Origin of the sequence: Nakamurella sp. (assembly GCF_044224575.1) — a bacterium.
Classification (GTDB): Bacteria; Actinomycetota; Actinomycetes; order Mycobacteriales; family Nakamurellaceae; genus Nakamurella.
This window is the reverse complement of record NZ_JBGAKE010000002.1, coordinates 56,669-81,669: the sequence shown is the minus strand read 5'-3', so window position 1 is coordinate 81,669 and position 25,001 is coordinate 56,669. Positions and strand designations below refer to the sequence as shown.

Genomic DNA, 25,001 nt, shown 5'->3' with positions numbered 1-25,001 from the left:
CTTTGCACACTCCGGGACCACTGGTCAGAACAGGCGGTACGCCGCACGCGAGAGCGTGAACCCGTGACCGTCCAGGTTCGTACAGGTCAAGCCGGTCTCCTGGACATCACAGCTGATGTCACCGAACCTGACCGTCGACCCGTACGGCGTCGGCTCAGGCATCGCCGGGGTGACGAAGAAGTCACCCGAACACGACGACGCCACGGGCATTCCAGTCGTGCCCAGCTCGACGATCGCCCAGCGGGGCCCGTAACAGGATTCCGAATTCACATCGAAGGCGAAGTCGAACTGTTTGATCGCGCAGCCGAACTGCACATTGCGGTTTGAGCAAATGATGTTCCCCGACGGCGTGAGCAACATGTCGGCGGTCGCGGCCGGCGTTGGTGTTGGCTGGACGGCGGCCGGACTCGGCGGATCCGTGGTCCTTGACGCCGTCGATGGGGCGGTCGTCGTCGCTACCGTCGTCAGCACTCCGGGGGGTCCCTGATAAACCGCGAATCGACGATCGTCACTCTGGCCGCAATGACCGACAGCGGAGGTTGTTTCGCTGGCCAGAGTGACTGTGCAGGTCCAGCCGTCATCGAAGGTCACCCATTGTTGGGAGCCGCCGCGCTCACCCGGCCATTGCTCGTACCGCCGCCACTGGTCGATCATCTCCTGGCAGGTGAGGTTGCCCTCCGGCGACTCGATCCAGCCGGGGCCGCCCGCCGGCCACGCCAGCTCCAGGATGCACTGGTCGGCCGGTGCCGCGACGGATGAGGTCGGGGTTGTGGACGATGGCGCGGTCGTTGACGGGGCCGCCCCCGGCCCGGCGGTGACCGTGACGTCCTGCCCGGTCGCCACGTCCACCACCACGAACTGCGCCACCGCCGACCCCGGCACCACCGTCACCGCCGCGGCCGGGTCGAAACCGTCCCACCGCGCACCCTGCACATCCACCGCACTCAGATCCACCCGCGGCGGCGCCGACAACGGATTCCCACACGCACACCGCACCACCGGCAACCCCGTCGCATCCACCAACACCGCCGTCCCCGCCTGCAACACCGACACGAACGCCGTCGCCGCACCCCCCGCAAAACCGTGATTCGTCACCACCGTGTCATGCACCAACACCACCGGCGTCAGACTGCCCAAATACCCAGGAATCGCATCCGAACCGATCCCCCGCACCCCCGCCCACGCCGCCGCCTTCTCCGGATGCGCCGCCAGAAACTCCGCGATCGCCGCCGGATCACACGCCGACAAACTCCCCGAACCCCCGTACAACTCCGGACTGCCCGACCTCACCCCCGCATACAACCGATCCGTCGTCCCCGACACCACCCGCACCCCACTGTCCGCATCCACCGTCACCGTCACCCCCGCAGCCACACCCGACGGCGGCAACGCCGGCGCCACCGGCCGGCTCGACACCACCGGCACGAACGAATCAACCCCCGGATCCGTCGCCGCCTGCAACACCACCGTCACCGGCGCCGCCTCCGGCCGCGCCCGCCGCACCCACACCACCCCACCGACGATCCCGGCCACCAGGACCACGACGCCCACCACGATGAGCCAACGAGTGCGCACAGTCACGGACGAATCGTCCATCCGGGACGTCGTGGCCGCAAGGCCGAGCCTGAAATCACGATGCGTGAATCCCGTTGACGGTGTCGGGACCGGATGCCTACCGTCGGCCCATGCAGCAGCACCGGCGGCCGGCCCCGACGCCCCGTCCCGGCACCCCGTCACTCACCGGTGCATCGCCCGAACACGCCGTACTGGCAATGCAGCGGGCCGCCGGCAACCAGGCGGTCGTCCGGGCGCTGTCGGCACCACGACGGTCGGGACCGGAGCAGACCCCACTCCAGCGGTCCGCCACGATGGACCTCGGAGCGTGGAACGACAAGCCGGTCGAGTCGTACGAGATGGGCCTCAACGCGATGACCGATGACGTGATCGGGCACGCCTGGGTCGACGTGAAAGAGGTCGGGGGCAAGGGGCGGAAGCGCTCGGTGGGCTTTTGGCCGGGCACCTGGGGGATCCTGCCGACCGGTGGTCCCGGCGAGCTGATGTCCCCGGACGGGCACGACGGGCAGCAGATGCACCGGCAGAAGGAGACGATGAGCCGGGACCGGTTCCTGCGGGTGCTGAACGTGGTCAACGCCTGGGAGGGCAGTTACTACCAGCTCCTGTACCGCAATTGCGCGCACTTCGCCAAGGCGGCCTGGATCGCCGGCACAGGCAGCCCCGACGGCATCATCAACGAGAGTGGGCCGCAGATCTGGACGCCGGCCGAGACGGCCGAGGGCATCGACTACGTCAACAAGAAGCGGGGTCTGGACCCGCAGGGCAACCCGCTCCCGGCCGAGCGGGCCGCTCCGTAGGCCACCGGCGTCAGCAGCCGGTGAGCCGCCCACCGAGGTAGGACTGCACCTGGTCGAGCGAGACCCGTTCCTGCGTCATCGAATCGCGGTCGCGGATGGTGACGGCCTGATCGGTGGCGGTGTCGAAGTCGACGGTGATACAGAACGGCGTGCCGATCTCGTCCTGCCGCCGGTAGCGCCGGCCGATCTGACCGGCGTCGTCGAAGTCGACGTTCCAGCTCTTGCGCAGCGACGCGGCCAGGTCACGGGCCACCGGCGACAGGTCGGCGTGGCGGGACAGCGGGAGCACCGCCGCCTTGACCGGCGCGAGCCGCGGGTCCAGCCGCAGCACCGTCCGCTTGTCCACCCCACCCTTGGTGTTCGGCGCCTCGTCCTCGGCGTAGGCCTCCAACAGGAACGCCATCATCGGCCGGCCGACGCCGGCCGCCGGCTCGATGACGTACGGGGTCCACCGCTCGCCGGTCTCCTGCTCGAAGTAGGACAACTCGACACCGGAATGCTCGGAATGCGTCTTGAGATCGAAATCGGTGCGGTTGGCGATGCCCTCCAACTCGCCCCATTCGCTGCCCTGGAAATGGAAGCGGTACTCGATGTCCACCGTCCGCTTGGAATAGTGGGACAGCTTCTCCTGGGGATGCTCGTACTGACGCAGGTTGTCCCGCGCAATACCCAGATCCACATACCAGTCGGTCCGGGTGTCGATCCAGTACTGGTGCCATTCCTCGTCGGTCCCCGGCTTGACGAAGAACTCCATTTCCATCTGCTCGAACTCGCGGGTGCGGAAGATGAAGTTGCCCGGGGTGATCTCGTTGCGGAACGACTTGCCGATCTGCCCAATGCCGAACGGCGGCTTCTTGCGGGACGACGCGGCGACGTTGTTGTAGTTGACGAAGATGCCCTGCGCGGTCTCCGGGCGCAGGTAGTGCAGGCCGGACTCGTCCTCGACCGGTCCGAGGTAGGTCTTGAGCAGGCCGTTGAACTCCTTGGGCTCGGTCCAGGAGCCGCGGGTGCCGCAGTTGGGGCAGACGATGTCGGCCATGCCGTTCTCCGGCGCCCGGCCCTTCTTCTCCTGGTAGGACTCCTCGAGGTGGTCGGCCCGGAACCGGTGATGGCAGGACAGGCACTCGACCAGCGGGTCGACGAACGCGGCCACGTGCCCGGAGGCCACCCAGACCTGTCGGGGCAGGATCACCGACGAGTCGAGCCCGACGATGTCGTCGCGGGAGCGGATCATCGCGTTCCACCACTGCCGCTTGACGTTGTCCTTGAGCTCGACGCCCAGCGGGCCGTAGTCCCACGCCGACCGGGTGCCGCCGTAGATCTCGCCACTGGGGTAGACGAAACCCCGGCGCTTGGCGAGGGAGACAACGGCGTCGATGCGGTCGGCGGCCACGTGCAAACTCCTGTGGTGCGGGTCGGGTCACCATCAACGGTGGCCCGGCGATGTCCCGGTCGGTGGCTTCCGCCGGGTCGGTCAACAGCCGCTGAGCCTACTGGTCTCACCGGCCGGGATCGTCGACGATCACCTCCGGCGCGGACCAGACGGCTCGGTCGGCGGCGGAGACGACCTCGAACGCGGCCGACGACGCGGCCCCGGCCAGCCACGGGATCAACGCGGCCCGCACCGGGAACGGCGACTGGGCGCGACGGAAGTCGGCGGCCGTGTCGAACTCCGCCACCAACACCCAGCGATGCGGCTCCTCGGTCGACCGGGCCCAGCGCAGCGACCGGGTGGCCGGCTGCTCCCCCAGCAGCCCCACCGCCTCGGTCGAGCCCGCCGGTTCGGCCGGCCCGGCCGGCCCGGCCGACCCGCCGTCCTCGAAGTGGGCGATCAGCAGGAACACGGCGATCCGATCCCGAGCACCTCGGTCGTCGACCCCTGCGGGCTTCGGCCGACCTTGATCTGCCGCGGGATCCGCAGCCGGAGCTCGTCCACGTGCGACACCACCCCGATGGTCCGGCCGCCGGCCCGCAACTCATCGAGGGTGGCCATCGCCAGATCCAGGGCCTCCGGGTCCAGACTGCCGAAACCCTCGTCCACGAAAAGGGTGTCGAGTTGCCGGCCACCCGCCTCGGCGGCGACCACGTCGGCGAGGCCGAGGGCGAGGGCCAGCGAGGCGACGAACGATTCGCCGCCGGACAGCGTCTTGGCCGGGCGGACCAGGCCCGACCACCCGTCCATGATGTCCAGGCCCAGACCGCCGGCCCGGCCACGGGCCTCCCGTTCGGTGCTGTGCACGAACGAGTACCGGCCGGCCGACATGCGGGTGAGCCGGTCGGTGGCCGCCGCGGCGACCTGCGCGAGGCGGTGCGCGAGCACGTACGTGCGCAGGCTCATCCCGAGCCGGTTGGCACCACGGCCCAGCATCACCTCGGTCAGTGCGGCGACCTGCCGATCGCGGGTTCGAACGGGGTCGGCGGCCCGCCACGCCGCCAGCAGCCGGGTCGCCGCGGTCGCTACCTGCCTCACCCGGTCGTCCAGCGCCCGGGCCTGAAGATGCAGCCGCTCGGCGCGCACCCGGTCCGTCTCCGCCGTCGCTGCCGGCCCGGCCAGGTCGATGCGTTCGTGTTCGTCCAGACCGACCAGCTCCGGGTCCGCCTCCTGGGCCAGCAGTGCGGCCGCCTCCACCTCGACCGCGCGGATCCGCTCGGCCAGCGCGGGGGCGTCGATCTCGGCCGCCTCGGCCGCCGCAGCGACGGTGGGGAATCCGGACGTGGCGAGCATCTCGACGACCGCCGCCGACGCCCGTTCCACCTGATCGGTCGCCTCGGCCAGCGCCGCCGACGACTCCGCCATCGCGTCCAGGGCGCACGCCCGACGCAGCAGGTAGTCGCGTCGGTCCTGAATCGAACGGTGACCCGCCCGCACCCGGTGCAACCGGACGCCTCGCTGCTCGATGCGAGCGGTCAACGAGGCGATCTCGGCGGTCCCGGCGGCAACCAGGGTGCCGAGTTCGTCCCGGCGCAGCTCCTGCTCGAACAGCGCCTTGGCCGCCGCCTCCCGCAGGCCGATCAGCGCGTCGAGGTTGCCCGCCATCGCGGCGAGCCGGTTCACCAGGGCCAGCCGGTCCTGCACGGCCGATTCCGCGGCGGCGGAGGTCGACCCGGCGCCGACCCGCTCCGCGTCGGCCAGCGCAGCGTCGGCGGTCCACCGCCGGGCGGCGGCCTGCTCGCGGGCGGCGGCCGTGCGTTGCTCCGCCCGGTGGGCCGCCGCGACGGTCTCCGCGCCCACCGGGGACGCGCCCACTGTCGCCGGGGACGGATGGTCGACGCTGCCGCATACCGGGCAGGCCCCGCCCCCGGCGAGGGCGTTGGCCAGTTCGGCCGCCATCCCGTCGATCCGCCGCTGCACCAGCCGCTGCCGCTCGTCGACCGCGGCCTGGTGCCGGTCGGTGGCCGCGGCGGCCGCCCGCGCCGCGCCCGCCGCGGCGTCCCGAAGCCCCGGAACGGACTCCGTCGCGTCCCGGACGTCCTGCGCCGCAGCCAGTGCCGAGCGCGCCGCGGGCAGGCGATCGCCCGCGGAGCGGGACTCGACGACCCGACGGTCCAGTTCGGCCAGGCGGGGCGGCAACGCCGCCAACCGCTGCTCGACCTCCACCGCGGCCGCCTCGTCCCGGTGATGCCGGCGCCGCGCGGCGGCGAGCGCCGCCTGATCAAGGGCCTGCTCGGCGGCCTCCCCGACCAGCGGGATCAGCGATCCGGCCTGCTCCCGGTCGGCGCCGGCCGCGGATCGGATGGCCACCACGTCACCGGACAGCATGCCCAGGTTCAGCCGGTCGCTCTCGGCCCCGGCCGCTGCGAGTTCCTGCAGCCGCTCCTCGGCCGCCGCTCGGTGCCGTCGACGAACCCGCTGCACCTCCTGGGCCGCCGACAGCGCGCGGGTCGCGGCGACCACCGGTCCGGCGCGGGTGTGCGCGGCCAATCGTTGCCGGTCCCGCTCGATCGCTCCGGCGGCCCGATCCAGCTCCCGCCGGCGGGCGCGGATCTCCCGCAGCCGGCCCACCCGGGCGGCTCGATCGGACGCCGTGCGGAGCGCCGCCGCTGAGCCGTCCCGGCGGGCAGCCGCCCGGACCGCGTCCTGCGCGGCCAGCGCCGAGCGATCGGCGAGGCCGTCCCGCAGGTCGGCCAGCCATCCGGGGTCGGGGTTCGGGGCAGGCTCGACACGCGCCGCCTCGGCCACCCGGGCGGTCATCTCCCGCACCCGGTCCTCGCACTCCCGCAGCTGCTGCCCGGACGCCCGCCGGGCCTGCACGAACCAGTCCTCGACCCGGTCGAACCGATCGGCGCCGAACAGCCGGGCCAGCAGGTCACCGCGGTCGGCGGTATCGGCCCTCAGGAACCGGGCGAAGTCGCCCTGCGGTAGCAGCACCACCTGGAAGAACTGCTCGGCCGACATGCCGAGCAGATCGATGACGGCATCGCCGACCTCGTCCACCCTGGTCAGGCCCTCGATCCGGGCACGGGCGCCGGCCGGTGCGGGGTCGAGCCAACGCAGGGAGACCTTTCCCCGTTGCAGGGTGCTGCCGGTTCCGCGGGCCTTCGGCCGCAGGTATTCCGGCCGGCGGATGATCTCGACCCGGTGGCCGCCCACAGTGGCCACCAGCCGCACTGTGGTGACCACGTGCGCGGGCGCGCGGTCGCACCGGAGCCGCCGGGCGTCGTTGCGGGCGCCCGGCACCCGCCCGAACAGGGCAAAGGCGACGGCGTCCAGCAGCGACGTCTTGCCGGCGCCGGTGTCGCCGTGCACCAGGAACAACCCGTCCGCCCCCACCGCGTCCAGGTCGATCGATTCGGTGCCGGCGAACGGTCCGAATGCGGTGAGCTCCAGCCGATGGATCCTCATGCCGTCGCCCGCAGCGCCGTCAGCGCCTCGTCGACGAGCGCCCGTTCGTCGGGCGCCGGCGGGCGTCCCCATGCGTCCCGCAGGAAGTCGAGCACCAGGCCATCGTCATCACCCGCGCCGGCCGCGATCCCGGCCCGGGGCGGCACCGCCGCCGCGGCCGGGTCGCCGACCCAGGTGGCGACCAGGGTGTGCGGGAAGATCTCCCGGAGCCGGCGCATCGGATCGACCGGCCGGTCCTCGTCGGTCAGTTCCACCGACAGGAAGGCGTCCGCGAGGTCGGGGTCGGTGTCCAGGATCTCGGCCAGCCGGCCGCGCACCGACACCATCCGGCGAATCTGCGGCAGTGCCAACCGGGTCGCCTGCACTGCCCCGTCCGCGGCCAGATCGACCAGCCAGACACCCTTCGACTGCGCCGCCTCGGCGAAGGAGTAGGGCAGCGGCGATCCCGAGTAGCGGATCCGTTCGCCGACCACCTGGCTGCGGTGCAGGTGCCCGAGCGCGACGTAATCGATCCCGCCGAAGACGTCCGCACTGACCGCCTCCACGCCGCCGACCGCGATCGACCGTTCCGAGCCGGCGGCCAGCCCGCCGACCACGAACGCGTGCGCCAGCACGATCGACCTGGTGCCGGGCGGCCGGGCGGCCAGGTCCGCCCGCACCCGGTCCATCGCCCGGGCCAGCACCTGCTGGTGGCCGGACCCGGCCGGCAGGTCCCACCGGGACCGCACCAGGTCGGGTTCCAGGAACGGCACCGGGTACACGACGACGTCGCCGTCCGGGTCGCCCACCACGACCGGACGGCCGACGCCATCGGCCGTGGTTCCCAGATGTAGGCCGCCGGCGGCCAGGAAGTCGGTGAAGGCGCCCAGCCGGGGCGCGGAGTCGTGATTGCCCGCGATCGCCACCACCGTGACGCCGGCGGCGCCGATCCTCGACAGGATCCGCGAGGCCGCCTGCACCGCGTCCGGCGACGGCACCGCACGGTCGTAGAGATCACCGGAGATCAGCACCGCATCGACCCGGTGCTCGATGGCCAGGTCGGCCAGCGCGGTCAGCACCGCCTCCTGATCGGCGAGCAGGTTCTGCCCGTGGAACGTTCGGCCCAGGTGCCAGTCGGAAGTGTGCAGCAGCCGCATGAGCAAACCGTAGGAGTGGGGTACGACAGTGACGCCGCACGACTCGCGCAGGTGCCCACCCGGTCCCGGATCGGCCGGGCCTGGGCCGGCTCAGCCCGGCTCGATGGCGCGGATCCGGTAGCCGTCGTCGGTCGCGGCGAGCACCAGGACCCGTCGCTGCTCGCCGCGGCCGGTCGTGGCGGCCACCTGCCGCCCCGAGCCGTCCAACACCGGGCGGGCGGCCAGCAGGTCGACCACCGCCAGCCGGGTGCCGTCCGTCCCGTCGGGGTCCAGGACCTCGACGCTGACCAGATCGTGCCGTCCATCGACGACCCGCAGCCCCCGGTCCGCGAGCCCCGCGACCATGCTGGCGTCGGCGGCCCCGGCGGCCGAGCCGGGCAGGTACACCTGGTCCAGCAGGACCGGGTCGCCCGCCGCCAGGGCCCGGCTGCGCGCCAGGTCGAGATCGGTGACGACCCGCGCCCAGTCGGTGGACGCCGCCGGGCCGGCCGAGTCCGCCGAGTCGGTGGGAGGATCGGCCACCCACTGACCCACCTGGGCGACCAGCACGGTCAGCAGGAGCCCGGTCAGCACGGCGACCAGCAACCGGGCCAACGGCCCCCGCCGGCGGCCGGGCGCCGGTTCCCCGCGCGCGCCCGGTCCGGCGGACACGCCCGCCGCGTCCGCGGCCGAGACATCGGACGGACCATCGCCGGGGACCTGCCCGCCAGACGGGCCATCGCCGGGAGGCGGCATCCCGGACTCGGCCGCGTCCGGGGCGGCGGCCCCGATCGGCTCGGCATCGGCCCGACCGGCCCAGCCTCGCCACCGCTTCGACGACGCCGGGGTCGGGCAGGGTCCGGACCCGAGGCGGATCGGCGCCGGATCCCCGAGGCCACCGGCCGACAACCGGCCGACCACCACGTCGGCGGTGGGGCGGGCGGCCGGATCGATCCGCAGCATCGACCGGACCAACGAGACGAGCTCGGCCGAGCCGGCGTCGTCGGGCGGATCGGGCCACTGCCCGGCGGCCGACTGGACGAGCACGTCCGCGGGTTCGTCGGCCGGCCAGGCCGACCGACCGGTCATCGCGAACAGCGCGACCGACCCGAGCGAGAAGACGTCCGCCGACGTCCCCGGCGCGCCGGACCGGGCCTGCCGGAACACCTCGGGCGCGACGTCCGCGCACCCCAGGGCGACCGGTCCGGCGACGTCCGCCACCGCCAGACTCACCGCCGTCGGCCCCAGCAACGGCCGGCCGCGCGCGTCGAACCAGATCGCCTCGGGGCAGACCCAGCCGTGCCGCACTCGTTCCCGGTGCAGGTCGGCGAGCGCGGCGGCCACCGGCAGCAGCACGGTGACCGTCTCACCGACCGACAGCGGGCCGCGCCGGCGGACCAGTTCGGTCAGCCGGCCACCGCGCGGCCACGGGCTGACCAACGCGACCCGGGTCTGGTCCTCGACGACGTCCGAGACCGGCAGCAGGTGGGGATGGCGGATGACGCCGGCCGAATCAATGAGGTCCCGGACGGACTCGGCCGATTCCACCGGCAGGACGGCCAGGGCCACGTCCTCGAGCGTGCGAGTGTCCTCGGCGCGCCAGAACGGCGACACCCGATGACCGGAGCCGCCACCGCCGAGGTGCTCGACCGCCCGGTAGGCGCCGATCGCGAATCCCATGACCCCACGCTAGGGCCTGGACCGCCCCCTGCCCGGAGTTGTCCACATTCTGCAGGTGGGGGTGGCGCGATGCGTGCGCAACCCGGCCCGGCGTACCGTCGCCCCATGCGTGAGGACACGGACCCGGTCCGCATCGAACGGTGCGGCGTGGTCGAGTACGAGCAGGCGTGGCAGCGTCAACGCGACCTGGCCACCGCCCGGGTGGCCGGCACCGGCCCGGACACCGTGCTGCTGCTGGAGCACCCGCCGGTCTACACGGCGGGCAAACGAACCCGCCCGGCCGACCGGCCCAACGACGGCACCCCGGTGGTCGACGTCGATCGGGGCGGCCGGATCACCTGGCACGGCCCCGGGCAGCTGGTCGGATATCCGATCGTCAAACTGGCCACCCCGGTCGATCTGGTCGCCTACATCCGGCTGCTGGAACACATCCTGGTCAGCGCGTGCGGCGACCTGGGCCTGGCGACGATCCGGGTGGCCGGGCGCAGTGGCGTCTGGCTCCCCGCGGACGGCGGCCGGCCCGATCGCAAGGTCGCCGCCATCGGGGTGCGGGTCGCCCGCAACGTGACGGTGCACGGCTTCGCCCTCAACTGCGACCCCGACCTGACCTGGTTCGACCGCATCGTGCCCTGCGGCATCACCGACGCCGGGGTGACCTCGCTGAGCATCGAGCTCGGCCGCCGGGTCACCGTCGACGACGTGGTCGGGGTGGTTGAGCACCGGCTCCGGCAGGGATTCGACGGCACCCTCGACACCCACCTGCCGGAAGAACGCGAACCGGCGCCCCCACCGGCGTCCGGCGTGGACTGGCGGCTGGATCCGCTGCTGGCCGGCCCGGCCGGTCGCTGACCAGGGGGCGTGCCCATCCACGAGATGGAACAATGATCTCTGCGAGCCGACGGTCACCGTGGCCCTGCGTTCGGCCCGGTCGGACCGTGTGGGGACAGTGGGGGCGGGGAACCCGGACCGTGGGCTCGCCGCCTCGGCGACCTGCCCCGGTTCCGTGGGGCGCGCCGTTCAACGATGAGGAGTTCTGATGAGCAGGAGCACCCGGCGGTCCGCCGCGCAGGATCTGGCCGCGAAGGCCGGCGAGATCGCGGAATTGGTCGCCGACAAGGTGGCCGATGTGACCCACGATGCGGCCAGCAAGGCCGCCGCCCTGGCCGGTGAGGCTGCGCACGCCGCCACGCCGTATGTGGAGAAGGCCGGCGAGCAGCTCGAGGAGACCGCGGTCAAGCTCGGCCGCCGGGCCCGCCGCACCGCCAAGAAGTCGAGCAAGAAGGCCGCCGCCACCGCCTCGAAGCAGGCCAAGATCGCCCAGGCCAAAGCCGCCCAGCAGGCCAAGATCGCCCAGGCCAAGGCCGCGAAGCAGGCCAAGAAGGGCCGGTCCCAGGTGGCCGACGTCGCCCAGGTCGTCCAGGAGAAGGGGCAGGCGACGTTGGCGCAGGCGCTGACCGCGGCCAGCGTGCAGGCGGCCAAGGCCAGCAAGTCGGCGAACAAGGCGGCGGCCAAGGCCGAAGCCAAGTCCGGCAAGAAGTCCCACCGGGTGCGCAATCTGCTGATCATCGGCGCGGTCGCCGGCGGCGGCGCGTACGCGTTTTCCAAGCTGCGCTCGGGCGGGACCCCGCCGCCGGACAACGCGCCCGCCCCCACCTACACCCCGCCCAGCAAGCCGGCGGCGAGCCCGCTGGACAAGGCCGCGGATGCGGCGGCAACGGCGAAGGACAAGGCCGCCGACGCCGTGGACGCTGCCAAGGACAAGGCCGCCGACGCCGTGGACACCGCCAAGGACAAGGCGGCGGCCGCCGCGAACACCGTCGCCGACAAGGCCGCCGACGCGGTCGAGACCGCGAAGGACGCCGTCGGTGCGGCCGCGGACAAGGCAGCTGACAAGGCCGACAAGGCCGCGGACGCCGTGTCCGACAAGGCTCCCGCGGCTGCGGACAAGATCGCCGACGCGGCCGACAAGGCGGCGGACGCGACCGCGTCGGCCGCCGATTCCGCCGCCACCTCGGTCTCCACCGCCGCCGACAAGGCGGCGGGCAAGGCGAGCACCGGCGCCCAGAATCTCGCCGACGCGGCCGACAAGGCGCGCGAGGCCGTCAAGAAGGCCGCCGCCGAGCAGGCCGAGGCGGCCAAGGAAGCGGCCCGGAAGAAGGCGGGGGATACACCGTGACGATTGCTCCCGAGGGCCGGAAGCTGCTGCGGCTGGAGGTGCGGAACGCCGCCACGCCGATCGAGAAGAAGCCCGAGTGGATCAAGACCCGGATGCGCACCGGTCCGGAGTTCGAGCGGTTGCAGACCCTGGTCAAGCGCGAGGGTCTGCACACCGTCTGCCAGGAGGCCGGCTGCCCGAACATCTACGAGTGCTGGGAGGACCGGGAGGCCACCTTCCTCATCGGCGGTGACCAGTGCACCCGTCGGTGCGACTTCTGCCTGATCGACACCGGCAAGCCCGGCGAACTCGATCGGGACGAGCCCCGCCGGGTCGCGGAGTCGATCCGCAGCATGGATCTGCGCTACGCCACGATCACCGGCGTCACCCGCGACGATCTGCCGGACGAGGGCGCCTGGCTCTACGCCGAGACGATCCGCCAGGTGCATGCGCACGCCCCGCAGACGGGGGTGGAGATCCTGACCCCCGACTTCTCCGGGCATCCGGAGTTGCTGAGTCAGGTCTTCGAGGCCAAGCCCGAGGTGTTCGCGCACAACCTGGAGACGGTCCCGCGGATCTTCAAGTCGATCCGCCCCGCGTTCCGGTACGAGCGGTCGCTCGACGTGCTCAGCCAGGGCCGGGACGCCGGCATGGTGACCAAGTCGAACCTGATCCTGGGGATGGGCGAGACCCGCGAGGAGATCTCGCAGGCGCTGCGCGACATGAACGACGCCGGCTGCGACCTGGTGACGATCACGCAGTACCTGCGGCCGACCCCGCGGCACCACCCGGTCGAGCGCTGGGTCAAACCGCAGGAGTTCGTCGAACTCGCTGAGGAGGCGAAGGCCATCGGGTTCGCCGGAGTGATGTCCGGACCGCTGGTCAGGTCCTCCTACCGGGCCGGCACGCTGTACCGGCAGGGGGCCGAGGCCCGGACGGCCCGCGAGCGGGCCCGGCAACCCGAGCTCTCGACCGTGGTGGAGTAGGCGCCGAGCCGGACCCCGGGCACTAAGCTGGTTCTCATGGCCAAGAACGCCGCCGGGTCCGGCTCCTCCGCGAAACCATCGAAGGAAGCGAAGAAGGCGGCCAGGTCCGAGAAGAGGGCCGCCGCCAAGGAGCGCCGCAGCCAGCTGTGGCAGGCGTTCCAGATGCAGCGCAAGAACGACAAGAAGCTGCTGCCCTACATGATCGGCGCGCTGGTCGGCACCGCGGCGATCGTCACCCTGGCCTTGATGTGGTTCCTGCCCTGGTGGATGGTGCTGCCGCTGGGCATCGTCATCGGCGCATTGCTGGCCATGATCATCTTCTCCCGGCGGGTGCAGAAGAGTGTCTACGCCCAGGCCGACGGCACCCCGGGCGCGGCCGCCTGGGCCCTGCAGAACAACCTGCGCGGCACCTGGCGGGTGACCCCGGCGGTGACCGGCAACACCTACCTGGACGCCGTGCACCGGGTGATCGGCCGGCCGGGCATCATCCTGGTCGGCGAGGGCGCCCCGCACCGCGTCAAGCCGATGCTGGCGCAGGAGAAGAAGAAGGTCGCCCGGGTCGTCGGCGACACCCCGATCTACGACTTCATCGTCGGGAACGAGGAGGGCGAGACCACGCTGCGCAAGCTCGCCCCGGCGATCATGAAGCTGCCGCGCAACATTCCCGCGGCCATGGTCGGCGACCTGGACAACCGGCTGGCCGTGCTGGCCGCCAAGACGCAGGGCGGGCTGCCCAAGGGCCCCATGCCGGCCGGGGTCAAGCAGCGCAACATGCAGCGCGCCATGCGCAAGCGCTGACCCCGGGCCGACCCGTCAGGATTCGTCGCCCGGGCGGGCCGGCGGTTCCGGTTCGGTCGTGCGCGCCACGTCGTCGGCGAATTCACGGGCCTGGGCGGTCTTGTCCTGACTGGATCTCAGGTCCTCGGTCCCCCGGCGCATCTGTTCGTTCTCCAGCGCGGGGCCGTCGAGAACTGTCTTGCCGGCCGTGTCCGGCCCCTCGTGAGCGTCATGGTCGGAATTCTTCGCGGGCAGGTCGGCCGTCATCGGTGAGTGCCTTTCGGGTCGGTGGGGTCCCAGGTTCGTACCCGCGCCGGCCCGTCCCGACACATGTGGCCGGCCGGCCTACCGGATCCGCAGCACCACGGTGCGGCACAGCCGGTCGTGCAGTCCCCGACCGTTCGCGTCGAGCAGCAGCGGCGGCACGATCAGGAAGATCAGCGCGGTGCGCGGGATCGCCCAGAGGCCCACGAAGGCGCGCACTCGTTCCCGGTCCTTGTCCATCGGCACCACCCGGATGCCCAGGGCCGCCTGACCGGGGGTGATGCCGAACAGCCCGACCGTCACGACCGTCATGACCACCCAGACCAGCAGGCTGGTGTTCCGTGGGGCCTCGGGCGCGGTGATCCACCAGGCCGCCAGGGCCGACAGCACGATGTCGATCAGGAACGCGCCGACCCGGGCCCCCATGGAGGCGACGGAACCCACCCCCTCCTCGGGCAGACCCAGCGCCCGCCCCGGATAGGCCTGCTCGGCCGGGTCGTTGGTCGTCGTCATTGCTCCAGCCTAGGCATTCGCCCACGTAACCCCGGCGAAACCTGGGCGAGACCCGGTGGCAACAGCACCTGCTTAGCGTGGCGCAGGCATGGCGACGGGGCCGGCGCGTTCAGCACTGCTCGCGGCGGGCATCGACCGGTCCGCCGGACCCGACGCCCGGGATGCAGGGAAGGGTTGTACCGTCCCTGCGACAGGTTGTCCACCGACTGGGGTTGTCCACCGACAGCAAGGAGCGCGTGCGTGTTCTCCACCACCGAAGAGCTGGTCAAGTACATCTCGGACAACGATGTCGAGGTCTTCGACATCCGGTTCTGCGATCTGCCCGGCGTGATGAACCACCTCACGGTTCCGGCCGCGACGGTGACCGAGAAGTCGCTGGCGGGAGGCATGGCGTTCGACGGCTCCTCCATTCGCGGCTTCCAGTCGATCCACGAGTCGGACATGACGCTGTTGCCCGACGTGACGACTGCGCGGGTCGACCCGTTCCGCCGGCGCAAGACGATGACCTGCAACTTCTTCGTGCACGACCCGCTGACCCTGCAGCCGTATTCGCGCGACCCGCGCAACGTGGCCCGTAAGGCCGAGGAGTACCTGGCCAGCACGGGCATCGGCGACACCTGTTACTTCGGCGCCGAGGCCGAGTTCTACGTCTTCGACGACGTGCGCTACGGCACCACCCCGAACGGCGCCTTCTACAAGGTCGACTCGGAAGAGGGCTACTGGAACACCGGCCGCGACGAGCAGCCGAACCTGGGCTACAAGACCCGGTTCAAGGGTGGCTACTTCCCCGTCCCGCCGTACGACCACCAGGCCGACCTGCGCGAGGACATGACGGCGAACCTCATCTCGATGGGCTTCGAGGTCGAGCGGGGTCACCACGAGGTGGGCACCGGCGGGCAGGCCGAGATCAACTACAAGTTCAACACCCTGCTGGCCTCCGCCGACGAGGTGATGCTGTTCAAGTACATCATCAAGAACACCGCGTGGGCCGCCGGCAAGACCGCCACCTTCATGCCCAAGCCACTGTTCGGCGACAACGGCTCCGGCATGCACGCGCACCAGTCGATCTGGCAGGGCGGCAAGCCGCTGTTCTACGACGAGGCCGGCTATGGCGGGCTGTCGGACCTGGCCCGCTACTACATCGGTGGTCTGCTGCACCACGCGCCGTCGTTGCTGGCCTTCACCAACCCGACGGTGAACTCCTACCACCGCCTGGTGCCCGGCTACGAGGCCCCGGTGAACCTGGTCTACTCGGCCCGGAACCGCTCGGCCTGCATCCGCATCCCGCTGACCGGCACCAACGCGAAGGCCAAGCGGCTCGAGTTCCGCTGCCCCGACCCGTCGTCCAACCCGTACCTGGCCTTCTCCGCGATGATGATGGCCGGCCTGGACGGCATCAAGAACAAGATCGAGCCGCCGGCGCCGGTCGACAAGGATCTCTACGAGCTGCCGCCGGACGAGGCCGCGAACATCCCGCAGGTGCCGTCGTCGCTGGCCGCGGTCATCGACCGGTTGGAGCAGGACCACGACTACCTGCTCGAGGGTGGCGTGTTCACCGACGACCTGATCGAGATGTGGATCAACCTCAAGCGCGAGGAGATCGACGCCATCCGCCTGCGCCCCGAATCCCGACCGGATTCGGGGGCGCCGCCGTTTCCCGGGTCGTGCCCCGGATCGGGACCTTCGGCCCGCGCGCCGCGGCCGCCGCCTCGATAGTGTCGGAAACGATTCAGAGACCGAGGCCACCAGGAGGCAGACGTGGGACGCCAGCTCGGCATCATCTCGGACATGGACGGGGTGATCTACCGGGGCAAGCAGGCCGTACCCGGCGCCCAGGAGTTCATCGACCGGCTGCGCGACCGCGGCATCGGCTTGGTGTTCCTCACCAACAACTCGGAACAGACCCCACTGGACCTGGTCCGCAAGCTGGACGGGCTGGGCTTCCGCGGGTTGACCGAGCAGAACTTCATCACCTCGGCGATGGCCACCGCCCAGTTCCTGCATTCGCAGCGCCCGCACGGCACCGCCTACGTGATCGGCGGCGGCGCCCTGTCCGCGGAGCTCTACAAGGTCGGCTATTCCATCACCGACAGCGATCCCGACTATGTGGTGGTGGGCAAGACGTCCGGGTTCGCCTTTCCGCAGCTGCGCAAGGCGGCCAAGCTGATCGGCAACGGCGCCCGGTTCATCGGCACCAACCCGGACATGGTGGACCCGGTGGAGGGCGGCACCGAACCGGCCGCCGGTGTGCTGCTCGCCTCGATCGAGGCGGCGACCGGGATGAAGCCGTACGTGGTGGGCAAGCCGAACTCGCTGATGATGATCTACGCCCGGGAGATGCTCGGCGTGCCGGCCGGCGACTGCGTCATGATCGGCGACCGGATGGACACCGACGTGGTCGGCGGTCTGGAGGCCGGCATGCGCACCTGCCTGGTGCTGTCCGGCGTGTCCGACGCGGGGACGGTGAACGGGTTCCCGTACCGGCCGACGTTCGTCTACGACAGCGTCGCCGACATCGACCCGGACCACCTGGCGAAGGACTGAGCGCGATGGACATCCGAATTCCGTCGCTGCTGCGGATCAAGCCAGACACCCTGTTCAAACTCGGAAAATACCTGCGCAAGAACGGCTTCGACCGGATCGCGTTGTTCTACGGGGAGGGCATCGAGGACCTCGTCGGCCGCAGCGTGCGCATCTCGCTGGACTCGTCGGAGATCACGGTGGTCCGGCAGGAGGTGGTGCACGGCAACGACGTCGCCGACCTCATGACGGTGGCCTTCGATCTGCCGCGCGGCACCCAGGCGGTCGTGGCGGTCGGCGGCGGGGTGGCCGTGGACGCCGGCAAGTACATCGGCTTCCTCAACCGGCTGCCGGTCATCGCGGTGCCCACCGCCATCTCCAACGACGGCTTCGCCTCCCCCGGCGCCAGCCTGCGGGTGGACGGCCGGCGGATCAGCGCCAAGGCCGCGATCCCGTTCGGCGTCGTGATCGACACCGCCGTGATCGCCGGCAGCCCGCCGCGGTTCACCCTGTCCGGGATCGGCGACCTGATCTCCAAGTACAGCGCGATCGCCGACTGGAAGTTGGCCTATCACGCGACCGGCGAGGCGATCAACGACTTCTCGGTGATGATCGCGCTGCAGAGCGTGCAGAACCTGGTCACCCATCCGGTCAAGGCGGTCGACGACCTGGGCTTTTTGCAACTGGTCTGCGGCGCCCTGGTGATGAGCGGGGTGGCGATGGAGGTGGCCGGGTCGTCGCGGCCGGCCTCCGGCAGCGAACACCTGATCTCCCACGCCTACGAGCACCTGGCGACCCGCCCGCGGATGCACGGTGAGCAGGTCGGGGTGGCCACCATCGCCACCGGCTGGCTGCAGGACGACCCGAGCCGGGACACGGTGCTGCAGGTGCTGGAGCAGACCGGCTTCCTGGCGTCGATCCGGGCGGACCCGCTGGACCGGGCGGCCTTCCTGGCCGCGATCCGGGAAGCGCCATCGGTCAAGCCCGGCTACCACACGGTGCTGTCGGAGCCCGAGGCGATCGACCGGTTGACCCACCACATCGCGGACGACCCGCTCTGGAAGGATCTGCTCGCCTGACCGATCCCAAGGAGAGCCATGCCCGTCTTCGCCGTGCACTACCGCTACGCCGACGAGCGACCCGCTGAGGTGACCGCGCACCGGCCCGCGCACCGTGCCTTCCTGCGCCAGCTGTACGACCGGGGCGTCGTGCTCGCCGCCGGCGCCTACCCGCAGGGCCCGGCCGGCGCCCTGCTGGTGTTCCGGGCCGACTCGGCCGAACAGGTGACCGAGCTGCTCCGCGACGATCCGTTCCGGCAGCAGGACCTGGTGACCGGCTGTGAGATCCGCCAATGGGGTCTCGCGATGGGGCCCTGGACGGAGTAACTTTTTTCCTCGGTGTATCTCAGGGTCCACACAGGGCTCTTCGGTGTGCAAGAAACGCTCAAAACGCCCTGACCCAGGTGGTGGCGTGTGTCGACCGTATCCGGCATGGCCGTCGCCCCCACCTGCCCGCGCGAGGTGAGGCGACTCCGATGACGGCACCGGTCACCACCCCCGCGACCCCGGGCGGTCCACCCGGCACCACCGACCCTGCTCGGGACGCGAACACGCACAACGGCGCGGCCGCGGCCGCGGCGACGGCTCCCGCGCCGGCAACCAACGGCGACACCGACATCGATCCGGGCTCGTCGCCGACCTCCGCGGACGCCGACACCGACGGCCTGACCGACGCCTTCGAGAAGCTCGCCGGGACCGATCCCGCGGTCGCCGACACCGACGCCGACGGGCTGACCGACGGCTACGAGGCGCTGTCCAGCCATACCGATCCGCTGTCCGCGGACACCGACCAGGACGGCACCCCGGACGCCGCCGAGGTGGCCGCCGGTACCGACCCGGGGCGGATCCCCGGCTTCGGCGGGGTGTCCGGGCTGGGCGAGCACGCGCAGAACATCCGGGCGGGCGCGCTGGACACCGACCACGACGGCGTCACCGACCCGTACGAGATCTCGATCGGGTCCGATCCGGCCAAGGCCGACACCGACGGCGACGGCCTGGCCGACAACCTCGAGGTCACCTTCGGCACCGACCCCACGTCCGTGGACACCGACGGCGACGGGTTGACCGACGGCGCCGAGATCCAGTTCGGCACCGACCCGTTGACCATGGACGCGGGCACCGGCCCGGCCCCGGTCACCGCCGCCCCGGCCACGTTGATCACCGCCCCGGCCGCGGTCGCCGTGGTGCCGACCTCAGCACCGACCAGCTCCGACGCCGCGGGCGGGCAGGTGCAGCACATGATCGACCTGGCGCTCAAGCAGGTCGGCGACGAGTACGTGTTCGGGGCCGACGTCGCCGAGACCGATCCCGATCCGTCGGTGTGGGACTGCGCCGAGCTGACCCAGTGGTCGGCGGCGCAGATCGGGTCGGACATCCCCGGCAGCTCCTTCGAGCAGTACCTGGCGCTCAAGTCCCAGGGGCTGATCATCCCGATCGAACAGGGCATGAACACCCCCGGCGCGTTGCTGTTCCACTTTTCCAGCGAGCCGCAGCCGGGCGGCGGCCGGCCCAGCGAGGCGCACGTGGCGTTGAGCCTGGGCCACGGGCAGACCGTCGAGGCGCAGAGCGAGGAGGTCGGCGTCATCACCGACGACGCCGGCGGCCGGTTCGAGTACGCGGCACTGCTGCCCGGGGTCGACTACTCGGGGGCGGGCACCGCCGCGATGACCGAACTTCCCGCCGCGGCCGACGCGGCCATGGGCGCCGCGGCGGTCCCGGACGCCTCCGGGCTCACCCAGGACATGGTCATCTACGGCATCAAGATCCAGGAATCGCACGGCAACTACACGGCGGACAATCCGACCAGCACCGCATCCGGTGCGTACCAGTACATCGACGGGACCTGGGACGGCTACGGCGGCTACGACCACGCCGGCGACGCACCGCCCGACGTGCAGGACGCCAAGATGCGGGCCGATACCCAGGCCGCCTACGACCGTCTGGGCGACTGGGAACGCGTCATCGCCTCTCACTTCGCCGGCGAGAACGTCCAGGCCGGCCCGAAGAGCGACTGGACCAAGGTCCCGGGCTACGACTACAACCAGAACCCCTCCATTCGGCAGTACGTGGACGGGGTGCTCGGCCACATCGAGGAAGCCGACCCGTCGATGTTCGGCGGCCACACCCTGAGCGCCGGCACCGTCACCACCGCGGCGGTCGCCGCGGCCAGCACCGCCCCGGCGGTCGATCCCACGCCGCCGATCGATCCGCACCTGACGGCCCAGAAGCTGGTCGACGCCGCGCTGGCGCAGCGTGGTGACGCCTACGAGTTCGGCGCCGAGGCCGACGGCCAGTCCGATCCGACCGCGTTCGACCGGTCCGAGCTGACCCAGTGGGCGGCACATCAGGCCGGCATCGAGATTCCGGACGGTTCGGCCGCGCAGTACCTCGACCTCAAGGCCAAGGGGCTGCTGATCCCGGTCGCCCAGGCCGCGCACACCCCCGGCGCGCTGCTGTTCAGCTTCTCCATCGAACCCACCGCGGACGGCCCGAAACCGGACGTCGCGCATGTCGCGATCAGCCAGGGCACCGGGATGACCGTGGAGGCCGACGACACCCACGGGGTGACCGTCATGGATATCGGGGACCGGTTCCAGTACGCCGCAGTGTTGCCCGGGCTCCAGCCCACCGTGCCGACCACCATGCCTACCGATCCCGTCATCGCGCCCACCGCAGACCCGTCAGTGCCGATCCCAATGCCGATGCCGGTGCCGCACGATGATGCAACGGTGCCCGCGGCCTTCGAGATCGACCCGGGAGTCGACATCGGCGATCCGGCCGCGGACAGCGACCACGACGGCCTGACCAACGAGTTCGAGTCGATGATCGGCACCAACCCTACGGCCGCGGACACCGACCTGGACGGGCTGATCGACGGCGTCGAAGTCAGCGCAGGCACCGATCCCGCTCTGATGGACACCGACCTGGACGGCTACACCGACGGCCTGGAGCTGCACCTGGACATGAATCCACTCCTCGCGGACACCGGTCCGATCCCGCTCGGCGGTGACGTCGGGCTGGATCCGGACGGCACCGACGCCGCCGACCACGTCATGGCCGACGCCGGCCTCGACTTCCACTGATCGGCGGCTCGTGACCAGACCAGTCGTACTGACCGAGAAGCTGCGTCGACCCGAGCCGGGCGGGTTGGGCCGCCGCCGGCTCGAAGAGCTGCTCACCGCCCCGTCCGAGAGCCGGCTGGATCTGGTGGTCGCCCCGCCCGGGTCGGGCAAGACGACCCTGCTGGCCCGGGTCGCGGCCGCCGCGGACGCCGCCGGGACAGCGGTCGCCTGGTATCGGATCACTGCCGACGACGTCACCGAGCCGGCCTTCGTCGCCCATCTGGCCCGGGCCCTGCGGCTCGATCCGGCTCCGGACGCGGAAACCGGGGTCGTCACGGACGTGCTCGAGTCATTGGACGCGCTGCCGGTGACCCCCGCGATCGTGGTGTTCGACGATGTCCACGAGATCGCCGGTTCGGCAGCCGAACGGGCCCTGGAGCAGTTCGTCCAGTTGCGCCCGCGACACTTGCGGGTGCTGGTCGGCTCGCGCCGTCCGCCGGAGATGAACATCCCGCGTCTGCGAGTCTCCGGCCATCTGCGCGAGATCACGAGCGATGACCTGCGTTTCCGTTCGTGGGAGGTCGAGGAGCTGTTCATCTCGGTGTTCCGGGAGCCGCTGTCCCCGGAATCGGCCGCAGCCCTGACCCGGCGCACCGGTGGGTGGGCCGCCGGCCTGCAGCTGTTCCACCTGGCCACCTCGGGGCGCAGCGCGGTCGATCGCGGCCGGGCCGTCGACGACCTCGGCGGCCGGTCGAAACTGGTCCGTTCCTACCTGGCCCGCAACGTGCTCGCCGAGCTGCCGGAGGAACACCGGCACTTCCTGTTGCGCACCTGCACCCTCGGCACGTTGACCGGCCCGTTGTGCGATGAGCTGCTCGGCGTCACCGGCAGTTCGACCGTGCTCGACGAGCTGGAACACCGCCAGTTGTTCACCTCCTCCGACGACGACGGGCAGACCTTCCGGTACCACGAGGTGCTGCGCACCCACCTGGAATGGGCGCTCGTGCAGGAGTACGGGGCGGCCGGCGCCCGCGAGTGGTACTCGCGCAGCGCCACGCTGCTCGAGTCGGTGGGTGACCGGCGGGCCGCCGTCCGGGCGTTCGCGCGCGCCGAGGATTGGGGCGCGGTCGGCCGCCTGCTGCAGGTCGGCGGCACCGGTCCGGATGCCGGCGCGACCGGCACCGACCTGCTGCTGCCCGCCGCCGTGGTGGAGCACGATCCGTGGCTGTCGCTCGCTCAGGCCCGGCGCCGGGTTCGGGAGGGCGCGTTGCCGGCCGCCGTCGACCGGTTCCGGCAGGCCGAGAGCCTGCTGGACGAGCCGGATTTCCGCGATGCCTGCCGGCGCGAGCGGTCGGTGGCGGCCATGTGGGCGTCGACCGACGGGATGAGTTGGGCGGTCGACGGCCGCGGCGAATCCCGGCACTGGTCGATCCCCATCCGGCTGGCCACCCGGCGCCTGCCGGCCGCGCGGTTGCCGGCCGGCACCACCACCCAGGTACCGGCCCCGAACCGGTTGGCCCGTGGCGTCATCGAACTTCTCGCGGGCGAGTTCGACGGCGCCCGAGCAGTTCTGGACACCGTGCTGGCCGACCGTGGTGCGGAGTCGACGCACCGACTGCTGGCCGATCTGGCGGTCACCGTCATCGATCTGATCGCGCAGCAGGCCGGGGACCTGTCCGGGCGCCTCGGGCAGATCGCGTTGGACGCCGAGGTCGCCGGCCTGCCGTGGATCGCCCGGCTCGCCCGCGGCCTGGGCGAGTGCGCGCTCGCGGCCACCGAGCCGTCGGCCTGGCGGCTGGCGGTCTGCCTCGACCTGATCGAGGAGTGCGAGGAGACCGGTGACGACTGGGGCGCCGCCCTGCTCACCCTGGCCGCCGCCGTCGCCGGCGTGGTGGCCGATCCCGCCGCCGAGGCGGCCGAATCCGGTGGTTTCGCCGCCGGATTCGCCGACGCCGCGGCGCGCTTCCGGCGTTTGGAAGCACCGGTCCCCGCGCTGTGGGCGGAGGCGCTGCAGGCCTGCGCGCTCGCCGGGCGGCACCTGCCCGGGGTGGCCGAGTTGGCCGGCCGGGTCTCGGGCGCCGCCCGGGGCGCCCAGGCGGCGGGCCCCCAGGCGCTGGCCCAGCTGGCCCTCCTGCTGGCCGCGGCACCGGACACGGCACTGTCCGACCTGACCTCGCTGCCGGCCGCCGGCAACCTCGGACACACCCTGGCGCTGCTGGTCGCCGGTCCCGGCCCGGCCCGGCCCGGCCCGGGATCCGTCGCGGGCGAGATGCCGGGCCCGGCGACGGTGACGGTGACGGCCCCACCCGAGCAGGCCGAACCGCGGATGGTCCGACTGCGCTGCCTGGGCGGTTTTGCGCTCGAGACCGACGGTCGAACAGTCGATCTGGGTGCCCTGCGGCCCCGAGCCCGGGCATTGCTGCGCCTGCTGGCGCTGACCCCGAACCGGGACGTGCACCGCGAGCAACTGGTCGACGCGCTCTGGCCGGGGGCCGATCTCACGGTCGGGACGCGCCGGCTGCAGGTCGCGGTGTCCAGCGTGCGACAACTGCTGGAGCAAGCGGGTCTGCCCGGTACCGAAGTGCTGTCCCGCCGCGGTGACGCCTACCGGCTGGCGTTGCCGCCCGGTTCGGAGGTCGACGTCGAGGCGTTCGAACACGGTCTGGACGACGCGGACCGGGCGGCCCGCCGAGCCGACCCGGCGGCGGCCGACCTGCGGGCCGCGGCCCTGGGCCGGTACCGCGGTGACCTGCTGCCCGAGGACGGGCCGGCCGACTACGTGGTCGGCGAGCGCGACCGGCTGCGCGTGCTGGCGGCCACCGCCGCCGCCACCCTGGCGCAGGAGTACCGAGCGCTGGGCCAGATCCGTCCGGCAGTGGCCGCCGCGCGGCAGTCGGTGCAGCTGGACCGCTACCAGGACCTGGGTTGGCAGCTGCTGGCCGAGCTGCACCGGGACGCCGGCGACGACAGCGCCGCCGCCCGGGCGCGGCGGGACCATGCCGCCGCCCAGGCCGAGTTGGAGCTGGAGACGACCTGACGGTCAGCCGGCCGGCCGGCTCACCCGGTGACCTCGACCCGATGCGGCAGATGCGCCGGCTTGGCCATCTCGACCAGCGCGTCGAGCCGGCGGACATCGAACCCCTCCGGATCCGGCACCCGCAGCCGCACCAGCAGCTCGGGCCGGTCGCTGCCGGGCAAGGGGGTGCCCGTCTGCGTCGACGAAGCGGTGCCGCCCGACTCGATCAGCTCCGGGTCGAGGTCGAACAGCGCCCGAACCGCGGCCCGGACCCCGCGGGCGGTGCCCCGCCACTGCAGCAGTTCGACCCCGATCTGGACGAGCTCCCGTTGCCGCTCAGCACTCTGGTGCCCGTCCAGCGCGATCCCCATCCAGCCGGCCAGCCAGGGCAGCAGATCCTCCGGGGCGGTCGCCGGATCCAGGTACGCGGAGAACGAATCCAACGTGGTGATGACCGGGGCCACCACCTCGTCCATCGCGCTGCACCAGCGCTGGGTGAACGAGTCGCCGCGGAACACCCCCGGCAGCGATTCGCCGATCGGGTACGGGCTGGCCAGCCCCGGGACCAGACCTCTCATCGGGCGCCGGACGTCAAGCGTTGACGGTTCGCACTGATCATGAACCCTCCCACCCACCCTGC

The 25,001-nt window shown here is 71.9% G+C and carries 19 protein-coding genes and 1 pseudogene; 11 read left to right on the top strand and 9 right to left on the bottom strand.

The genetic code is table 11. The features are described 5' to 3' along the window. Nucleotides 1-24: 24 nt before the first annotated feature. Complete coding sequence (locus ACILSK_RS02580; RefSeq protein ID WP_395725553.1) at nucleotides 25-1,581, bottom strand: DUF6777 domain-containing protein; 1,557 nt, start codon at nucleotides 1,579-1,581, stop codon at nucleotides 25-27. Nucleotides 1,582-1,685: 104 nt separating this feature from the next. Here ACILSK_RS02580 and ACILSK_RS02575 point away from each other — a divergent pair, with 104 nt between their 5' ends. Further along, complete coding sequence (locus tag ACILSK_RS02575; RefSeq protein ID WP_395725552.1) at nucleotides 1,686-2,372, top strand: hypothetical protein; 687 nt, start codon at nucleotides 1,686-1,688, stop codon at nucleotides 2,370-2,372. 10 nt (nucleotides 2,373-2,382) lie between these two features. Here the strand turns inward: ACILSK_RS02575 and ACILSK_RS02570 are convergent, their stop codons facing one another. From ACILSK_RS02570 to ACILSK_RS02550, 5 genes are all read right to left on the bottom strand, one after another. Further along, a complete protein-coding gene (locus ACILSK_RS02570; protein WP_395725551.1) occupies nucleotides 2,383-3,765 on the bottom strand; it encodes a glycine--tRNA ligase in 1,383 nt (460 codons plus the stop codon). Between the two features lie 106 nt (nucleotides 3,766-3,871). Then, on the bottom strand, nucleotides 3,872-4,216 hold the full coding sequence (locus ACILSK_RS02565; protein WP_395725550.1) for a hypothetical protein: 345 nt from the start codon (nucleotides 4,214-4,216) through the stop codon (nucleotides 3,872-3,874). Next, nucleotides 4,204-7,215 carry an AAA family ATPase gene (locus tag ACILSK_RS02560; protein WP_395725549.1) on the bottom strand — a complete coding sequence of 1,004 codons (3,012 nt, stop codon included), beginning with the start codon at nucleotides 7,213-7,215 and terminating at the stop codon, nucleotides 4,204-4,206. Before ACILSK_RS02560 ends, ACILSK_RS02565 begins: the two co-directional genes overlap by 13 nt. Then, nucleotides 7,212-8,351 carry an exonuclease SbcCD subunit D gene (locus ACILSK_RS02555; RefSeq protein WP_395725548.1) on the bottom strand — a complete coding sequence of 380 codons (1,140 nt, stop codon included), beginning with the start codon at nucleotides 8,349-8,351 and terminating at the stop codon, nucleotides 7,212-7,214. The genes ACILSK_RS02560 and ACILSK_RS02555 overlap by 4 nt, the downstream gene beginning before the upstream one ends. A gap of 90 nt (nucleotides 8,352-8,441) precedes the next feature. Further along, the gene (locus ACILSK_RS02550; RefSeq protein WP_395725547.1) at nucleotides 8,442-10,010 is read right to left on the bottom strand and encodes a protein kinase domain-containing protein; all 1,569 of its coding nucleotides are present in this window, start codon (nucleotides 10,008-10,010) and stop codon (nucleotides 8,442-8,444) included. Nucleotides 10,011-10,115: 105 nt separating this feature from the next. Here ACILSK_RS02550 and lipB point away from each other — a divergent pair, with 105 nt between their 5' ends. The 4 genes from lipB to ACILSK_RS02530 all read left to right on the top strand — a co-directional run bounded on the left by lipB (nucleotide 10,116) and on the right by ACILSK_RS02530 (nucleotide 13,949). Next, nucleotides 10,116-10,859 (top strand): lipoyl(octanoyl) transferase LipB, encoded by a 744-nt coding sequence (gene lipB, locus ACILSK_RS02545; protein ID WP_395725546.1) that lies wholly within the window; start codon nucleotides 10,116-10,118, stop codon nucleotides 10,857-10,859. 187 nt (nucleotides 10,860-11,046) lie between these two features. After that, the gene (locus ACILSK_RS02540) at nucleotides 11,047-12,186 is read left to right on the top strand and encodes a hypothetical protein (protein WP_395725545.1); all 1,140 of its coding nucleotides are present in this window, start codon (nucleotides 11,047-11,049) and stop codon (nucleotides 12,184-12,186) included. After that, nucleotides 12,183-13,151 (top strand): lipoyl synthase, encoded by a 969-nt coding sequence (gene lipA, locus ACILSK_RS02535; protein WP_395725544.1) that lies wholly within the window; start codon nucleotides 12,183-12,185, stop codon nucleotides 13,149-13,151. Before ACILSK_RS02540 ends, lipA begins: the two co-directional genes overlap by 4 nt. 36 nt (nucleotides 13,152-13,187) lie before the next feature. Beyond that, nucleotides 13,188-13,949 carry a DUF4191 domain-containing protein gene (locus ACILSK_RS02530; protein ID WP_395725543.1) on the top strand — a complete coding sequence of 254 codons (762 nt, stop codon included), beginning with the start codon at nucleotides 13,188-13,190 and terminating at the stop codon, nucleotides 13,947-13,949. 15 nt (nucleotides 13,950-13,964) lie between these two features. Here ACILSK_RS02530 and ACILSK_RS02525 read toward each other — a convergent pair whose 3' ends face one another. Together ACILSK_RS02525 and ACILSK_RS02520 are read right to left on the bottom strand one after the other, a co-directional pair. After that, nucleotides 13,965-14,195 carry a hypothetical protein gene (locus ACILSK_RS02525; RefSeq protein WP_395725542.1) on the bottom strand — a complete coding sequence of 77 codons (231 nt, stop codon included), beginning with the start codon at nucleotides 14,193-14,195 and terminating at the stop codon, nucleotides 13,965-13,967. Nucleotides 14,196-14,273: 78 nt separating this feature from the next. Further along, a complete protein-coding gene (locus tag ACILSK_RS02520; protein ID WP_395725541.1) occupies nucleotides 14,274-14,705 on the bottom strand; it encodes an RDD family protein in 432 nt (143 codons plus the stop codon). Between the two features lie 240 nt (nucleotides 14,706-14,945). Between ACILSK_RS02520 and glnA the strand changes: the two are divergent. The 6 genes and pseudogenes from glnA to ACILSK_RS02490 form a co-directional block, all read left to right on the top strand. Then, nucleotides 14,946-16,328, top strand: a pseudogene (glnA, locus tag ACILSK_RS02515) (type I glutamate--ammonia ligase); the annotation flags it as partial. Nucleotides 16,329-16,493: 165 nt separating this feature from the next. Continuing rightward, nucleotides 16,494-17,249: an HAD-IIA family hydrolase gene (locus ACILSK_RS02510; protein WP_395725830.1), complete on the top strand. Its 756-nt coding sequence runs from the start codon at nucleotides 16,494-16,496 to the stop codon at nucleotides 17,247-17,249. Between the two features lie 5 nt (nucleotides 17,250-17,254). After that, nucleotides 17,255-18,304 carry an iron-containing alcohol dehydrogenase family protein gene (locus ACILSK_RS02505; RefSeq protein WP_395725540.1) on the top strand — a complete coding sequence of 350 codons (1,050 nt, stop codon included), beginning with the start codon at nucleotides 17,255-17,257 and terminating at the stop codon, nucleotides 18,302-18,304. 18 nt (nucleotides 18,305-18,322) lie between these two features. Continuing rightward, nucleotides 18,323-18,610, top strand: coding sequence for a YciI family protein (locus ACILSK_RS02500; RefSeq protein ID WP_395725539.1), 288 nt, complete (start codon nucleotides 18,323-18,325; stop codon nucleotides 18,608-18,610). Between the two features lie 149 nt (nucleotides 18,611-18,759). Then, nucleotides 18,760-21,366 carry a hypothetical protein gene (locus ACILSK_RS02495; RefSeq protein WP_395725538.1) on the top strand — a complete coding sequence of 869 codons (2,607 nt, stop codon included), beginning with the start codon at nucleotides 18,760-18,762 and terminating at the stop codon, nucleotides 21,364-21,366. Between the two features lie 10 nt (nucleotides 21,367-21,376). Further along, complete coding sequence (locus ACILSK_RS02490) at nucleotides 21,377-24,382, top strand: winged helix-turn-helix domain-containing protein (RefSeq protein ID WP_395725537.1); 3,006 nt, start codon at nucleotides 21,377-21,379, stop codon at nucleotides 24,380-24,382. A 20-nt stretch (nucleotides 24,383-24,402) separates the two neighbouring features. Here ACILSK_RS02490 and ACILSK_RS02485 read toward each other — a convergent pair whose 3' ends face one another. Then, nucleotides 24,403-24,939: a phage tail protein gene (locus tag ACILSK_RS02485; RefSeq protein WP_395725536.1), complete on the bottom strand. Its 537-nt coding sequence runs from the start codon at nucleotides 24,937-24,939 to the stop codon at nucleotides 24,403-24,405. Nucleotides 24,940-25,001: the final 62 nt, after the last annotated feature.

Coding starts and splice junctions, on each gene's coding strand:
- ACILSK_RS02575 (WP_395725552.1), top strand. CDS start 1,686: ATGCAGCAGCACCGGCGGCCGGCCCCGACGCCCCGTCCCGGCACCCCG.
- ACILSK_RS02560 (WP_395725549.1), bottom strand. CDS start 7,215: ATGAGGATCCATCGGCTGGAGCTCACCGCATTCGGACCGTTCGCCGGC.
- ACILSK_RS02555 (WP_395725548.1), bottom strand. CDS start 8,351: ATGCGGCTGCTGCACACTTCCGACTGGCACCTGGGCCGAACGTTCCAC.
- ACILSK_RS02550 (WP_395725547.1), bottom strand. CDS start 10,010: ATGGGATTCGCGATCGGCGCCTACCGGGCGGTCGAGCACCTCGGCGGT.
- lipB (WP_395725546.1), top strand. CDS start 10,116: ATGCGTGAGGACACGGACCCGGTCCGCATCGAACGGTGCGGCGTGGTC.
- ACILSK_RS02540 (WP_395725545.1), top strand. CDS start 11,047: ATGAGCAGGAGCACCCGGCGGTCCGCCGCGCAGGATCTGGCCGCGAAG.
- ACILSK_RS02530 (WP_395725543.1), top strand. CDS start 13,188: ATGGCCAAGAACGCCGCCGGGTCCGGCTCCTCCGCGAAACCATCGAAG.
- ACILSK_RS02525 (WP_395725542.1), bottom strand. CDS start 14,195: ATGACGGCCGACCTGCCCGCGAAGAATTCCGACCATGACGCTCACGAG.
- ACILSK_RS02520 (WP_395725541.1), bottom strand. CDS start 14,705: ATGACGACGACCAACGACCCGGCCGAGCAGGCCTATCCGGGGCGGGCG.
- ACILSK_RS02510 (WP_395725830.1), top strand. CDS start 16,494: ATGGACGGGGTGATCTACCGGGGCAAGCAGGCCGTACCCGGCGCCCAG.
- ACILSK_RS02505 (WP_395725540.1), top strand. CDS start 17,255: ATGGACATCCGAATTCCGTCGCTGCTGCGGATCAAGCCAGACACCCTG.
- ACILSK_RS02500 (WP_395725539.1), top strand. CDS start 18,323: ATGCCCGTCTTCGCCGTGCACTACCGCTACGCCGACGAGCGACCCGCT.
- ACILSK_RS02495 (WP_395725538.1), top strand. CDS start 18,760: ATGACGGCACCGGTCACCACCCCCGCGACCCCGGGCGGTCCACCCGGC.
- ACILSK_RS02485 (WP_395725536.1), bottom strand. CDS start 24,939: ATGAGAGGTCTGGTCCCGGGGCTGGCCAGCCCGTACCCGATCGGCGAA.